Origin of the sequence: Streptomyces sp. HUAS YS2 (assembly GCF_033343995.1) — a bacterium.
GTDB lineage: Bacteria > Actinomycetota > Actinomycetes > Streptomycetales > Streptomycetaceae > Streptomyces > Streptomyces solicathayae.
In genome coordinates this window covers 3,862,064-3,875,648 of record NZ_CP137573.1, presented here as the reverse complement: position 1 = coordinate 3,875,648, position 13,585 = coordinate 3,862,064, and the positions used below count along the sequence as shown (strand labels likewise).

Below are 13,585 nucleotides of genomic sequence, written 5' to 3'. Positions count from 1 at the left end.
GGGGGGCGGTCACAGCCCCCGGTAGACGTCGCGTCGGTGAGCGACGGTGAGCACCCAGACGACGAGCCGGCCGTTCTCGACGGTGTACACCACTCGGTAGTCGCCGACTCTCAAGCGCCAACGTGTGTCGTGGCCCTGGAGCGCCTTGACGTCCAGAGCCGCGATGTCACCGGCGGTCAGCGCCTGTTGCAGCTCGGTGAGGCGGTGGAGGATCCGCCGGGCGTCCGTGAGTGGAATCTTGAGCAGGTCTCGCTGCGCGTGCGGAGTGAACCGCGTGACGTAGCCCATGCGTCAGGCGTGATGGTCGCGGAGGGCCGCGGCCATCTCTTCCAGGGACACCGACCCGTCGAGGCCCTCGGCCTCCGCCCGGTCGGCGAGGCGGTTCAGCCAGGCGTCCTCGGCGTCGTCCGCGAGTCGGCGCATCCGCTCGTACTCCGCGATGTCGATGACGACGGCTTCCTGCCTGCCGCGGCGCGTGATGATCGTGGGCGTCTCGTCCCTTCGGGCACGGTCTATGACGTCCGCGAGGTGCTTGCGGACCTCGGCCATGGACTCGATCACAGGCTCGCTCATGTATCAAATGTAGCGGATGTACATCTGATACGTCTCTGCTACGGCCCCTTCGGGGCCGAGCGGCCTACCATTGTTCCCGCGCGGTCGATGCAGACGACGTCGACCGTGACCGGGGCGCCGCGCAGGACGGACAGGGCCTCGTCGCGGGCTCGGGCGGCCACCGCGTCGCCGAGGGGGACGCCGGCAGCCTCGCAGAGGCGGAGGGCGGCGAGGCCCGTGTTGGCGGCGGCGATCTCGGCGGCCAGCGGCTCGGACGCGCCCACCGAGCGCGCGAGGTCCGCCAGGAAGGGCTTGTCGACCTGGGAGCGGGCCGAGTGCAGGTCCAGATGCCCGGCGGCGAGCTTGGACAGCTTGGCGAAGCCGCCGCACAGGGTGAGCCGGTCGACCGGGTGCTGCCGGACGTACTTGAGGACCGCGCCCGCGAAGTCGCCCATGTCGAGCAGGGCGATCTCGGGGAGCTCGTACAGCTCCGTCACCGTCCGCTCGGACGTGGAGCCCGTGCACCCCGCGACATGCGTGAGACCGCCGGCCCGTGCCACGTCGACGCCCCGCCGGATGGAGTCGATCCACGCCGAGCAGGAGTACGGGACCACGATCCCCGTCGTGCCGAGGATGGAGAGGCCGCCCAGGATCCCGATCCTCGGGTTCCACGTGGAACGTGCCAGCTCCTCGCCGTGGTCGACGGAGACCGTGATCTCCACGTCGCCCGTGCCGCCGTGCGCCGCGGCCACCCGCGCCACGTGGTCGCGCATCATCTGCCGCGGCACCGGGTTGATCGCCGGCTCGCCCACCTCCAGCGGCAGCCCCGGCAGCGTCACCGTCCCCACGCCCGACCCGGCCCGGAACACCACTCCGGAACCGGCCGGCAGCAGCCGGACCGTCGAGCGGACCAGCGCGCCGTGTGTCACGTCCGGGTCGTCGCCGGCGTCCTTGACGATTCCGGCCATGGCCGCGCCGGCGGTCAGTTCCTCCGCCGCCAGCGCGAAGGACGGCGTCTGGCCCTTCGGCAGCGTGATCGTCACCGGGTCCGGGAAGTCGCCGGCGAGCAGCGCCGTGTACGCGGCGGTCGTCGCCGCGGTCGCGCACGCCCCGGTCGTCCAGCCGGGCCGCAGACCGGTGTGCTTGAGTTGGGCGTCGCGCCCGCCGCCTGAACTCATGAAGGGACTCCCGTGCACGTTCTCATTCTCGGCGGGACCGCCGAGGCCCGCGCCCTCGCCGGGCTGCTGGCCCCGCAGGTGCGGGTCACCAGCTCGCTCGCCGGGCGGGTGGCGAACCCGCGCCTCCCCGAGGGCGAGGTGCGGATCGGCGGCTTCGGCGGCCCGGACGGGCTCGCGCGGTGGATCGGCGAGCACGGAGTGGACCGGGTCATCGACGCCACGCACCCCTTCGCCGAGCGGATCAGTTTCAACGCGGCCCGGGCGGCCGCTGCCGCCCATGTTCCCCTGCTCGCGCTGCGCCGCCCCGGCTGGGTCCCGGTCGAGGGCGACGACTGGCACGAGGTCGGCTCGCTGGAGGAGGCGGCGGCGGCACTGGACGGGCTCGGACAGCGCGTGTTCCTCACGACCGGCCGCATGGGGCTCGCCGCCTTCGCGGACCGCCCGCAGTGGTTCCTCGTCCGGTCTGTGGACGCCCCGGAGCCGCCGATGCCGGCCCGCACCGAAGTGCTCCTGGACCGGGGCCCGTTCACCCTCGACGGCGAGCGGGAACTCCTGCGCGCCCACGGCATCGACGTGCTCGTGACCAAGGACAGCGGGGCCGCCGCGACCGCCCCGAAGCTCGCCGCGGCCCGCGAGGCGGGAATGCCGGTCGTCGTCGTCCGCCGCCCGCCGGTGCCGGCGGGCGTGGAAACGGCCGGCTCCGTGGCGGAGGCGGCCGCTTGGGTCACGCGTACGAACTAGTCCGTCAGACCCAGTCCCGGAAGATGCTGTACCAGGGGTACGTGCCCACCACGGTGCCGTCGGCCGTCACGGCCTCCAGCGTGTAGAAGTACGTGTTCTGCTTCGTCGCCGTGGCGTCCTCCCACATCCCGGTCGTGGTCGGCAGCAGCCCCTCGTGCTGCGGCTGGTACGCCCCGGCGGCCGGGTTCCACCGGCTGACCCGGTAGCCGGCGACCGTGTCGCAGACCGCGGTGTCGGTGCACTTCCAGGTGACGGTCGGCCGGGTCGTGATCGTCGTGCCGTGGCCCAGCGCGCCGAGCGTCCAGTTCTTGGTGACGGTCACGGACGGCCGGACGTCGAGCTCGGTGGCCTCGACGACGGTGACCTTCGGGTCGCTCGGGTGCAGCTTGTTGTTCCAGCGGTCCACGGCGACCACCGCGTAGACGTGCTTCGTGCCGTCCGGCAGATCGCCGCAGAGGGTCGCGAGCGGGTTGCTCGGGTTGTCCCAGCAGCTGTCGGGGCCGAGCCACTTGACCGTGCCGTCGGCCTCCCGGACGCCCTTCCACACCACGTACTCGTCGATGTCGTCCTCGGGCGAGGCGGCCCAGCTCACCACCATGCCGTCGGCGCGCGGGGTGACCTTCACGCCGGTGACCGGGCCGGGCGCCACGGTGTCGCCCGTGCGGACGACGACCGGTGTGGAGTACGCCGACTCGTTGCCGCCCGGGTCCACCGCGGTCACGGCGTACGTCACGTACGTGTTCATGGGCATGCCCAGGTCGACGCATGTGCCTCTGTTGCTCGCCTCGTTGCTCTGCTCCTCGTCGCAGGTCACCTGGGTGCGGGCGGCAGGGTCGAAGGTCTTGCCGGGCGAGCGGTACACGCGGTAGTGCCCGCCGTTGTCCCAGTCCTCGTACCAGCCGCCGCCGGGCGCGGTCCAGGACACGGAGGTGGCGCCGGGAACGGCGCCGGCGTACACGCCGGTCGGGGCCCCCGGCGGCATCCGGTCGACGCCGTCACTGGTGACCGTCGCGTACGCCCCCGGGTTGCCGAGCGCGTCGAGGGCGCGGACCCGGTAGTACCGCGTCGTGTTCGCGGGCGCGTCGGCCCGGTAGGTCGCCGTGGTGGTCGAGCCGAGCAGCTCGAACGGGCCGGTGGCCGCGGACGAGGCGTACACCTCGTACTTCGCCGCGTCGGAAACGGCCTGCCAGTTCAGGGTGGCCCACCACCCGTCGCCGACGGAGACCGTGAGACCCGTCGGGGCCACCGGGCCCGTGAGGTCCGCGGTCTTCGCCGTCACGTCGAGGCTTCCGGCGGACTCGTTGCCGGCCTTGTCGACGGCGCGGACCTCGTAGAGGTACGTCTGGCCGGTCGTGGGCGGGGTGTCGACGAAGGTCGGGGTGGTGAGCAGCGAGGTGCCGCTGACCTTGGCCCACTGGGCGGTGCTCAGCCGGCGGTACACGCGGTACCCGGCGAGGTCCATCTCCTTGTTGGCGGCCCAGCGCAGCGTGGTCTTCAGCGTCGTGGTGTTGTACGTGGCGGTGAGACCGGTGGGGTACAGCGGCTTGACGGTGTCGACGCCGGTCGCGGTGCGCGGGGCGTAGGTGAACCCGGCGTACGCGTAGCCGGTCCAGGCGACGTAGTCCACGCGGATGGTGTGCTTGCCGGCCGGGATGCTCAGGTCGAGCGTCTTGCGGGCGGTGGTGGAGACGTTCTTCCACAGGTCGATCTTGCGCACGCCGTCGACGTAGACGCGCATGCCGTCCTGCGTCGCCGCGTTGAAGGTGAACGGGCCGCCGGAGCCGAAGTCGCGGGTGAGCTGCCAGCGGATGGAGAAGTTGTCGTTCGGGAGCGTGACGCCGGCCGGGTCGCCGCTGCCCATGTTCTCGGCGATGGCCGAGTCGCACGCGGTCAGCTTCGGGGTGCCGCTGAACGAGGTGTTCGCGAAGTACTGCGCCGTCCAGACCGGAGAGGTGCAGGTGACGGCGGAAGCCGGGGTGGCGGTCAGCAGACCGCCGGCCGTGGCGAGGGCGGCCGTCAGGGCTGCCGCTCCCAGGCGGTTACGAGTCATCACAGAAAGTGGGGTCCTTTCCGGACCGACGTGGAACACGTGAAACGTAGTGATGCCTGTGTGACTCGTGAGGCGGGGGCAGGGTTGCCCCTGCCCCCACTCTTTCTTGCACGGTGTTCGGACGCCCGCGGCGCGGCCGAGGTCTCAGCCGTACCGGCGCGGCGTCCAGGCGATCGTCCGGCCGTCGCCCCGCTCCACCGCCCGCGTCTGCGACGAGCCGATCAGCAGCAGCGTGCGCATGTCGACCTCGGACGGCTCCAGCGTCTTCAGCGTCACCACCCGCACCGACTGCTCCGGCCCGCCGACGTCCCGCGCCACGACCACCGGGGTCTGCGGCGAGCGGATCTCCAGGAGCAGGTCACGAGCCGCCGCCACCTGGTGCGTACGGGACCTGGAGCCCGGGTTGTAGAGGGCGATGACCAGGTCGGCGGAGGCGGCGGCGCGCAGCCGGGCCTCGATGACGTCCCAGGGCTTGAGCCGGTCGGACAGCGAGATCGTCGCGTAGTCGTGGCCGAGCGGCGCGCCCGCCGCCGCGGCGGCGGCGTTCGCGGCCGTCACGCCGGGCAGTACCCGCACCGGCACGTCCGCGTACTCCGGCTCGCAGGCGACCTCCAGGACCGCCGTCGCCATGGCGAAGACGCCCGGGTCGCCGCCGGACACCACCGCGACCTTCCGGCCGCGCCGGGCCAGGTCGAGGGCGAACTCGGCGCGCTCCGACTCGACCTTGTTGTCGGAGCCGTGCCGGATCTGCCCGGGGCGGAGCACCGGCACCCGGTCCAGGTAGGTGGTGTAGCCGACCAGGACGTCGGCGTTGACGAGCGCGCCGCGCGACTCGGGGGTGAGCCACGGCGCGCCGGCGGGGCCGGTGCCGACGACGGTGACCTCGCCCACCTCCCGTACGCGAGGCTCCTGGTCGATCCGGGACGGCAGCACGGCCACCGAGAAGTACGGCACGGACTCCGGGTCCACGTCCGCGAGCCGGCCGGTCCGCTCGCCCGCCATCGTGGCGCGCTCCACGTACCGCGCGTCCTCCAGCCGGCCGGCCCGCTCCAGGGCACGCCTGACCGCCGGGAAGGTCCGGCCGAGCTTCATCACGACCGCCGAGTCCGTGCCGGCCAGACGGGCCGTCAGCTCGTCCTCCGGCAGCGTGCCGGGGACGATCGTCAGCACCTCCTCGGCCTCGCACAGCGGCTCCCCAAGCCGGGCGGCCGCCGCGCTGACCGAGGTGACACCGGGGATGACCTCGGTGTCGTAGCGGTCCGCGAGGCGCTTGTGCATGTGCTGGTACGAGCCGTAGAACAGCGGGTCGCCCTCGGCGAGCACGGCGACCGTGCGGCCCGCGTCGAGGTGCGCGGCGAGCCGGGCCGACGCCTCCTCGTAGAAGTCGTTCAGCGCGCCCCGGTAGCCGCCGGGGTGGTCGGTGGTCTCCACCGTGAGCGGGTACATCAGCCGCTCCTCGATGTGGTCCTCGCGGATGTGCTCCGCGGCGATCGAGCGCGCTATGGAGCGGCCGTGCCGCGCCGAGTGGTACGCGACGACGTCGGCGGCGGCGATGGCCTTCACGGCGGCCACGGTCATCAGGTTCGGGTCGCCGGGGCCGAGCCCGACCCCGTACAGCTTTCCGCTCATGCCTGGATCTCCGCTTCGTGCGCGAGGGCGTTGATCGCCGCCGCGGTCATGGCGCTGCCGCCGCGCCGGCCCCGTACGACCAGGTACTCCAGGCCGAGTTCGCTCGCCGCGAGCGCGTCCTTCGACTCGGCGGCGCCGATGAAGCCCACCGGGATGCCGAGGACGGCGGCGGGCTTCGGCGCGCCCTTGGCGATCATCTCCAGCAGGTGGAAGAGCGCGGTGGGCGCGTTGCCGATGGCGACGACCGAGCCTTCGAGGCGGTCCCGCAGCACTTCGAGGGCGGCGGCGCTGCGGGTCGTGCCCAGCTTCGCGGCCAGCTCCGGCACCGTCGGGTCGGACAGTGCGCAGAGCACCTCGTTGTCGGCGGGCAGCCGCTTGCGGGTCACGCCGCTTGCGACCATCTGCGCGTCGCACAGGATCGGCGCGCCAGCCTGCAGGGCGGCGCGGGCCTTCGCGACGACACCGGGTGAGTAGGCGAGGTCCCGGACGAGGTCGGTCATGCCGCAGGCGTGGATCATCCGTACCGCGACCTGGCTCACGTCGGCGGGCAGGCCGGCGAGATCCGCCTCGGCGCGGATCGTGGCAAAGGACTGGCGGTAGATCTCCGCCCCGTCCTTCTCGTAGTCGAACATCCTGGTGCTCTCGCTCATCTCGTTGTGCGGGCCGTGGCGACGGCTTCGGGCAGGGAGGTACGGGGGACGGGGACGCCGTCCACCAGGTAGCCGCCGCCCTCGGCGGCGAGCACGTCGACCCAGTCGCCGTGCGGGTGTCCGCAGCGGCGCTCGCAGCCGGAGTAGTGGACGGGGAGGCCGGGGACGCCGGGCGCCGCGTCGGCGCGGACGTCCGCCAGGGACTTGGCGCAGCCGGGCCGCCCGGTGCAGGCGCTGACGCCGGCCCAGGGGGAGTCGGGACGGACGATCAGTCCGGCGGCGGCGAGTTCCGGCAGCCGTGCGACGGCGTCCGGGCCCACCACGACCGCCCCGCGCCACGGCGTCAGCCGCACCTCGTCGGCGGGCAGCAGCGCCCGCAGTTGGGCCGAGGACAGTCGCCCGAGCGGCGCGAGCGCGTACCCGGCGCGCTCCCCCAGCCCGCCGGGGGCAGGCGGCGCGCCGTTCGGGACCGGAGGCGGTACGGGCACGGGCTCGGCGTCCACCCGGGCGCGCGCGACGGCGGCGGGGAGGTCGGGTACGTGCCCTTCGGGCAGCTCCCGTACGCGCCAGGCGCCGTTCCCGGCGGCCTGCGCGACCCGCAGAAACGCGTCCGCGGCCGCGAGCGCGGCTCGTGGCGCGTCCGAGGCCGCGAGGCGGAACGCCCGGCCGCCGACGTACAGCAGGGCGGCGTCCCCCGGTCCTGCGATCAAGGTCACATCGCCGCCGAGCCCCGCCACGTCCCCGCGGCCGTCGTCCAGGACGAAGAGGAAACGGCCGGACAGGGCCGCCGTCCAGGGCTCCGCGCACAGCAGCGCGTCCAGCGTCCGGGCCCACAACTGCACGTCCGCGTGGCCGAGTCCGTCGAGCGCGGCGGCCGGGGAGGCGACGATGTTCCGGATGCGTTCGTGGCCGGCGGAGGGCAGCAGGCCCGCCTCCGTCAGCAGCCCGGCCAGTTCCGCCCCGCAGCCGTCGCCGAGGCCGCGCAGCTCCGCGTTGCCGCGCGAGGTGATCGTGATCCGCCCGTCGCCCAGCGACTCGGCCGCGGCGGCCAGGACCTCGACCTGACGCGACGTCAGGCGACCTGCGGGCAGGCGCAGTCGGGCCAGACGCCCGTCGTCGGCGGGGTGCAGGCGCAGCGCCCCGGGGCAGGCGTCGCCTCGGTCCCTTATGAGAGGTTCGCCCGACTCGGGCGAGGTGTGTGGGGTGGGCGGCATGGCGGCGAGCATACCCACGGGAAACCGGCGTTCCACGAGGTGTGATCCGGTCGACTCCACGGCTCCGCCCGCCTCGCCGCGGCCAGGATCTACTATGCAGACGGCATGGGGTCCCAGGACCCCGGGGAGGAAGCCCGGTGAGAATCCGGCGCGGTCCCGCCACTGTGAGCCGGCCCCGCCGAAAGGGGACGGTGAGTCAGGAACTCCCTTCCCCAAGCTCTCGGCTTCGCTCGAGCAGGGGATGCCCCAACCCACACGACCACCCGGGGCGCGGACAACCCCGAGGAAGGCCTGCGCTCGCATGCGAATTCTGTTGCTGTCGCACTCCGACACCGACCTGCTCAGTGCCCGCGCGGCCGGCGGTCCGGTCGAGTACCGGTTCGCCAACCCCTCCCGGCTCCCCGCGGCCGACCTGCCCGGGCTGCTCGACGACGCCGGCCTCGTCGTCGTCCGCCTCCTCGGCGGCGTCCGCGCCTGGCAGGAGGGCCTCGACGCGATCCGCGCCGCCGGGAAGCCGGTCGTCGTGCTCACCGGCGAACAGGCCCCCGACGCCCAGCTCATGGCCGCCTCCACCGTGCCGATCGGAGTCGCCACCGAGGCGCACGCCTACCTGGCGCACGGCGGCCCGGACAACCTGGAGCAGCTGGCCCGGTTCCTGTCCGACACCGTCCTGCTGACCGGCCACGGCTTCGAGGCCCCGGCCGCCGCCCCGACCTGGGGCCCGCTGGAGCGCACCCCGCGCACCACCACCGGCCCGACCGTCGCCGTGCTCTACTACCGCGCCCACCACATGAGCGGGAACACCGCCTTCGTCGGCGCCCTGTGCGACGCGATCGAGGACACCGGCGCGCAGGCCCTGCCGCTGTACGTGGCCTCCCTGCGCGCCCCCGAGCCGGAGCTGCTCGACCGCCTGAAGGGCGCGGACGCGATCGTCACCACCGTTCTCGCGGCCGGCGGCACCAAGCCCGCCGAGGCGCAGGCCGGCGGGGACGAGGAGGCCTGGGACGCGGGCGCGCTCGCCGCCCTCGACGTCCCGGTGCTCCAGGCCCTGTGCCTGACCGGTTCGCGCTCCGCCTGGGAGGAGAACGACGAGGGCCTCTCGCCGCTGGACGCCGCCAGCCAGGTCGCCGTCCCCGAGTTCGACGGACGCCTGATCACCGTCCCGTTCTCCTTCAAGGAGATCGACGAGGACGGCCTGCCCGCGTACGTCGCCGACGCCGAGCGCGCGGCCCGCGTCGCCGGGATCGCGGTGCGCCACGCCCGTCTGCGGCACATCCCGAACGCCGAGAAGAAGCTCGCGCTGGTCCTCTCCGCGTACCCCACCAAGCACTCCCGCATCGGCAACGCGGTCGGCCTGGACACCCCCGCCTCCGCCGTCGCGCTGCTGCGCCGACTGCGCGCCGAGGGCTACGACTTCGGCCCGGTCGAGGACATCCCCGGCCTGGTCTCCGGCGACGGCGACGAGCTGATCTACGCCCTGATCGAGGCCGGCGGCCACGACCAGGACTGGCTCACCGAGGAGCAGCTGGCCAAGAACCCGGTCCGCATCCCGGCCGCCGACTACAAGCGCTGGTACGCCGAACTCCCCGCCGAGCTGCGCGAGCAGGTCGAGGAGCACTGGGGCCCGGCCCCCGGCGAGATGTTCCTGGACCGGTCCCGCAACCCGGAGGGCGACATCGTCCTCGCGGCGCTGCGCCGCGGGAACCTGCTGGTCCTCATCCAGCCGCCGCGCGGCTTCGGCGAGAACCCGATCGCGATCTACCACGACCCCGATCTGCCGCCCTCGCACCACTACCTGGCCGCCTACCGCTGGATCGCCGCCCGCGCCGAGGACGGCGGCTTCGGCGCCGACGCCATGGTGCACCTGGGCAAGCACGGCAACCTGGAGTGGCTGCCCGGCAAGAACGCGGGCCTGTCCGCCGCCTGTGGCCCGGACGCCGCGCTCGGCGACCTGCCGCTGGTCTACCCGTTCCTGGTCAACGACCCGGGCGAGGGCACCCAGGCCAAGCGCCGGGTGCACGCCACCCTCGTCGACCACCTCGTGCCGCCGATGGCGCGCGCCGACTCGTACGGCGACATCGCCCGCCTGGAGCAGCTGCTCGACGAGTACGCGCAGATCAGCAGCATGGACCCGGCGAAGCTGCCGGCCATCCGCGCCCAGATCTGGACGCTGATCCAGGCCGCCAAGCTCGACCACGACCTCGGCCTGGAGGAGCGGCCGGAGGACGACGGCTTCGACGACTTCCTGCTGCACGTCGACGGCTGGCTCTGCGAGGTCAAGGACGCCCAGATCCGCGACGGTCTGCACGTCCTCGGCGGCGCGCCGACCGGCGAGGCCCGGGTCAACCTGGTCCTGTCCATCCTGCGCGCCCGTCAGATCTGGGGCGGTACGCAGGCCCTGCCCGGCCTGCGCGAGGCGCTCGGCCTGGACGAGTCCGCCGCCACCCGCACCACCGCCGACGAGGCGGAGGCGAAGGCACGCGAGCTGGTCGAGGCCATGGAGGCCGCGGACTGGAGCCCGGAGGCCGTCGCGACGGTCGCCGCCGACCACGGTCGGGCGGTCGCGGACATCCTCGACTTCGCCGCCCGTCAGGTCGTGCCGCGCCTTGCCGCCACCACCGACGAGCTGACCCACGCCGTGCACGCCCTGAACGGCGGCTTCGTGCCGGCCGGCCCGTCCGGCTCGCCGCTGCGCGGCCTGGTCAACGTGCTGCCGACCGGCCGGAACTTCTACTCCGTCGACCCCAAGGCCGTGCCGTCCCGCCTCGCGTGGGAGACCGGCCAGGCGCTCGCCGACTCCCTCCTGGAGCGGTACCGCACCGACAACGGCGACTGGCCGACCTCGGTGGGCCTGTCCCTGTGGGGCACGAGCGCGATGCGCACCGCCGGCGACGACGTCGCCGAGGCGCTCGCCCTCCTCGGCGTCCGCCCGGTGTGGGACGAGGCGTCCCGCCGCGTCAACGGCCTCGAGGCCATCCCGCTCGCCGAGCTGGGCCGCCCCCGCGTCGACGTCACGCTGCGCATCTCCGGCTTCTTCCGGGACGCGTTCCCGCACGTCATCGGCCTGCTCGACGACGCCGTCCGGCTGGTCGCCGGGCTCGCGGACGAGTCCGCCGAGGAGAACTACGTCCGGGCCCACGCGCAGGCCGACCTGGCCGCGCACGGCGACGAGCGCCGCGCCACCACCCGCATCTTCGGCTCCCGTCCGGGCACGTACGGCGCGGGCCTGCTCCAGCTGATCGACTCCCGCGACTGGCGCACCGACGCCGACCTCGCCGAGGTGTACACGGTGTGGGGCGGCTACGCGTACGGCCGCGGCCTCGACGGCCGCCCGGCCCGCGAGGAGATGGAGACCGCGTACAAGCGGATCGCGGTGGCCGCGAAGAACACGGACACCCGCGAGCACGACATCGCCGACTCGGACGACTACTTCCAGTACCACGGCGGCATGGTCGCCACCGTCCGCGCGCTGACCGGCACCGCGCCCGAGGCGTACATCGGCGACTCGACCCGCCCCGAGACCGTCCGCACCCGCACCCTCGTCGAGGAGACCTCCCGGGTCTTCCGCGCCCGCGTGGTCAACCCGCGCTGGATCGAGGCGATGCGCCGGCACGGCTACAAGGGCGCGTTCGAGCTGGCGGCGACCGTCGACTACCTCTTCGGCTACGACGCCACGACGGGCGTCGTCGCCGACTGGATGTACGACAAGCTCACCCAGGAGTACGTCCTCGACCCGGAGAACCAGGCCTTCCTGAAGGAGGCCAACCCCTGGGCCCTGCACGGCATCGCGGAGCGCCTGCTCGAAGCCGAGTCCCGGGGCATGTGGGAGAAGCCGGACCCGGAGACCCTGGCCGCCCTGCGCCAGGTGTTCCTGGAGACCGAGGGCGACCTGGAGGGCGACGACTAGGCGTTCGCCACCACCGGGGCCGTCAGTTCCAGCCGGCGGCCCCGGAACCCTTCCCGGATCCGGCGGTCGTGGGTGACGATCACCAGCGTGCCGGGGTAGCCCGCCAGGGCCGCGTCCAGCTCCTCCACGAGCCCGGGGGCCAGGTGGTTGGTCGGCTCGTCGAGCAGCAGCAGGTCGACGGGGCGGGTGACCAGGCGGGCCAGTTCCAGCTTCCGCCGCTGTCCGGTGGACAGCTCGCGCACGGGTGTCGCGAGGTCTCCGGCCGCGAACAGTCCGAGGGACAGCAGCTCGTCCGTCCGGTCGGCGCCGAACGCCTCGGCGACCGTGCGCGGATCGTCGGGCAGGGCGGTGTCCTGCCGGAGCATCCCGACCCTGGCCGGGGCGGACACCGTGCCGCCGTCCGGGGCGAGTTCGCCGGCGAGGACCTTGAGCAGGGTGGACTTGCCCGCGCCGTTCGGCCCGGTGACCAGGAGCCGCTCGCCGGGGTCCAGGTGCAGCGCGTCCAGGCGCAGCCGCCCGTCCACCCGTACGCCGGTGAGGTCGACGGGCGCTCCCTCGCCCGCGAGGTCCGCGTGGAACCGCAGCTGCTCCGGCGGTGCGGCGACCGGGCGCTCGGTGAGCCGCCGCAGCTGCTCGCGCGCCGCCCGGATCCGGCTCATCGCGCCGTGCGCCCGTGACCGGGCCCGGAACGCGCCCGCGCCGCTGAAGGCCGCCGGGGCCTTGCGCGGGATGTGCGAGAAGCGGTCGATGTTGCTGTCGGCGAGCGCCGCGTACCGGGCGGTCTCCGCCCGCCACTCCTCGTACTCCCGTTCCCAGCGGGCCCGTTCGGCGGCACGGCCGGTCAGGTAGCCGGCGTAGCCGTTGCCGTACCGGCGTACCGTGCGCCGCTCGTGGTCCACCTCCAGGACGGTCGTGGTGACCCGGTCGAGGAAGACCCGGTCGTGGGTGACGGCGACGACCGTCCCCCGGTGCGTGCGCAGCCGCTCCTCCAGCCAGGCCACCGCCTCGTCGTCGAGGTCGTTGGTCGGCTCGTCGAGCAGCAGCAGCTCGGGGTCGGCGGCGAGGGTCGCGGCGAGCGCCAGGCGGGAGCGCTGACCGCCGGAGAGCGTGCCGAGCGGACGCGTCCGGTCGAGCGGGGCGTGCTCACCGAGCTGCCGCAGCGTCGTCTCGACCCGCCGGTCGGCGTCCGCGCCGCCGCGTGCCTCGTACGCGGCGAGCAGCGCGGAGTATTCGTCGAGGTCACCGGTGGTGTCGAGCGCGGCCTCGGCCTCCCGGATCGCCCGCTCCAGCTCCCTTACGTCGGAGAGCGCGAGGTCGACGGCGTCGCCGACGGAGGCAGTGCCGGGCAGGTCCAGGGTCTGGGCCAGGTGGCCGAGGCCGCCGGGGGAGGCGACGGCGACGGAGCCGTTGTCCGGTCGCTCCTGGCCGGCGAGCAGCCGCAGCAGCGTGGACTTGCCGGAGCCGTTGTCGCCGACGACACCGACGCGCTCGCCGGAGCGGACGGTGAGCGAGACCCGGTCGAGGACGAGACGGTCGTCGTAGCGCTTGGTGACGTCGGAGAGTTGGACGCGGAACAAGGGCGCCTCCTGAAGCAGACAGACAACGAGACGAGACGTCTCGTTGCGGAGACTCTACGGCAGTCCGAAGGCGCCCGCAAGACGTTC

The 13,585-nt window shown here is 73.7% G+C and carries 10 protein-coding genes and 1 riboswitch; of the genes, 2 read left to right on the top strand and 8 right to left on the bottom strand.

Going from position 1 to position 13,585, the window contains the following annotated elements; all coding sequences use genetic code 11:
- Positions 1–9 precede the first annotated feature (9 nt).
- Genes R2D22_RS17770 through R2D22_RS17760 form a run of 3 tightly spaced genes read right to left on the bottom strand, consistent with a single transcriptional unit; the run spans position 10 to position 1,730 of the window.
- Entirely contained in the window at positions 10–288 is a 279-nt protein-coding gene (locus R2D22_RS17770; RefSeq protein WP_318104709.1) for a type II toxin-antitoxin system RelE family toxin, read from the bottom strand.
- A 3-nt stretch (positions 289–291) separates the two neighbouring features.
- Positions 292–573 (bottom strand): type II toxin-antitoxin system Phd/YefM family antitoxin, encoded by a 282-nt coding sequence (locus R2D22_RS17765; RefSeq protein WP_318104707.1) that lies wholly within the window; start codon positions 571–573, stop codon positions 292–294.
- A gap of 38 nt (positions 574–611) precedes the next feature.
- Positions 612–1,730, bottom strand: coding sequence for a cobalt-precorrin-5B (C(1))-methyltransferase (locus R2D22_RS17760; RefSeq protein ID WP_318104705.1), 1,119 nt, complete (start codon positions 1,728–1,730; stop codon positions 612–614).
- Between the two features lie 12 nt (positions 1,731–1,742).
- On the opposite strand from R2D22_RS17760, the gene R2D22_RS17755 reads away from it, so the two are divergent.
- On the top strand, positions 1,743–2,471 hold the full coding sequence (locus R2D22_RS17755; RefSeq protein WP_318104703.1) for a cobalt-precorrin-6A reductase: 729 nt from the start codon (positions 1,743–1,745) through the stop codon (positions 2,469–2,471).
- 4 nt (positions 2,472–2,475) lie between these two features.
- On the opposite strand, the gene R2D22_RS17750 is transcribed toward R2D22_RS17755, so the two are convergent.
- From R2D22_RS17750 to R2D22_RS17735, 4 genes are all read right to left on the bottom strand, one after another.
- On the bottom strand, positions 2,476–4,521 hold the full coding sequence (locus tag R2D22_RS17750) for a fibronectin type III domain-containing protein (RefSeq protein WP_318104701.1): 2,046 nt from the start codon (positions 4,519–4,521) through the stop codon (positions 2,476–2,478).
- Positions 4,522–4,665: 144 nt separating this feature from the next.
- The gene (locus R2D22_RS17745) at positions 4,666–6,150 is read right to left on the bottom strand and encodes a precorrin-2 C(20)-methyltransferase (protein ID WP_318104699.1); all 1,485 of its coding nucleotides are present in this window, start codon (positions 6,148–6,150) and stop codon (positions 4,666–4,668) included.
- Positions 6,147–6,800, bottom strand: coding sequence for a precorrin-8X methylmutase (locus R2D22_RS17740; protein WP_318104697.1), 654 nt, complete (start codon positions 6,798–6,800; stop codon positions 6,147–6,149). Before R2D22_RS17740 ends, R2D22_RS17745 begins: the two co-directional genes overlap by 4 nt.
- A complete protein-coding gene (locus R2D22_RS17735) occupies positions 6,797–8,026 on the bottom strand; it encodes a cobalamin biosynthesis protein CobG (RefSeq protein WP_318109835.1) in 1,230 nt (409 codons plus the stop codon). The genes R2D22_RS17740 and R2D22_RS17735 overlap by 4 nt, the downstream gene beginning before the upstream one ends.
- A gap of 78 nt (positions 8,027–8,104) precedes the next feature.
- Positions 8,105–8,244: riboswitch (cobalamin riboswitch) on the top strand.
- A gap of 71 nt (positions 8,245–8,315) precedes the next feature.
- Here R2D22_RS17735 and cobN point away from each other — a divergent pair.
- Positions 8,316–11,921, top strand: coding sequence for a cobaltochelatase subunit CobN (gene cobN, locus R2D22_RS17730; protein WP_318104696.1), 3,606 nt, complete (start codon positions 8,316–8,318; stop codon positions 11,919–11,921).
- On the opposite strand, the gene abc-f is transcribed toward cobN, so the two are convergent.
- Positions 11,918–13,498, bottom strand: a complete 1,581-nt coding sequence (gene abc-f / locus R2D22_RS17725; RefSeq protein ID WP_318104695.1) for a ribosomal protection-like ABC-F family protein — start codon at positions 13,496–13,498, stop codon at positions 11,918–11,920. The two genes, cobN and abc-f, sit on opposite strands and share 4 nt — an antisense overlap.
- Positions 13,499–13,585: the final 87 nt, after the last annotated feature.

What these genes read in the sequence shown, in the direction of transcription:
- R2D22_RS17770 (WP_318104709.1), bottom strand. Translation starts at nt 288, where the DNA reads ATGGGCTACGTCACGCGGTTCACTCCGCACGCGCAGCGAGACCTGCTC.
- R2D22_RS17765 (WP_318104707.1), bottom strand. Translation starts at nt 573, where the DNA reads ATGAGCGAGCCTGTGATCGAGTCCATGGCCGAGGTCCGCAAGCACCTC.
- R2D22_RS17760 (WP_318104705.1), bottom strand. Translation starts at nt 1,730, where the DNA reads ATGAGTTCAGGCGGCGGGCGCGACGCCCAACTCAAGCACACCGGTCTG.
- R2D22_RS17750 (WP_318104701.1), bottom strand. Translation starts at nt 4,521, where the DNA reads ATGACTCGTAACCGCCTGGGAGCGGCAGCCCTGACGGCCGCCCTCGCC.
- R2D22_RS17745 (WP_318104699.1), bottom strand. Translation starts at nt 6,150, where the DNA reads ATGAGCGGAAAGCTGTACGGGGTCGGGCTCGGCCCCGGCGACCCGAAC.
- R2D22_RS17740 (WP_318104697.1), bottom strand. Translation starts at nt 6,800, where the DNA reads ATGAGCGAGAGCACCAGGATGTTCGACTACGAGAAGGACGGGGCGGAG.
- R2D22_RS17735 (WP_318109835.1), bottom strand. Translation starts at nt 8,026, where the DNA reads ATGCTCGCCGCCATGCCGCCCACCCCACACACCTCGCCCGAGTCGGGC.
- cobN (WP_318104696.1), top strand. Translation starts at nt 8,316, where the DNA reads ATGCGAATTCTGTTGCTGTCGCACTCCGACACCGACCTGCTCAGTGCC.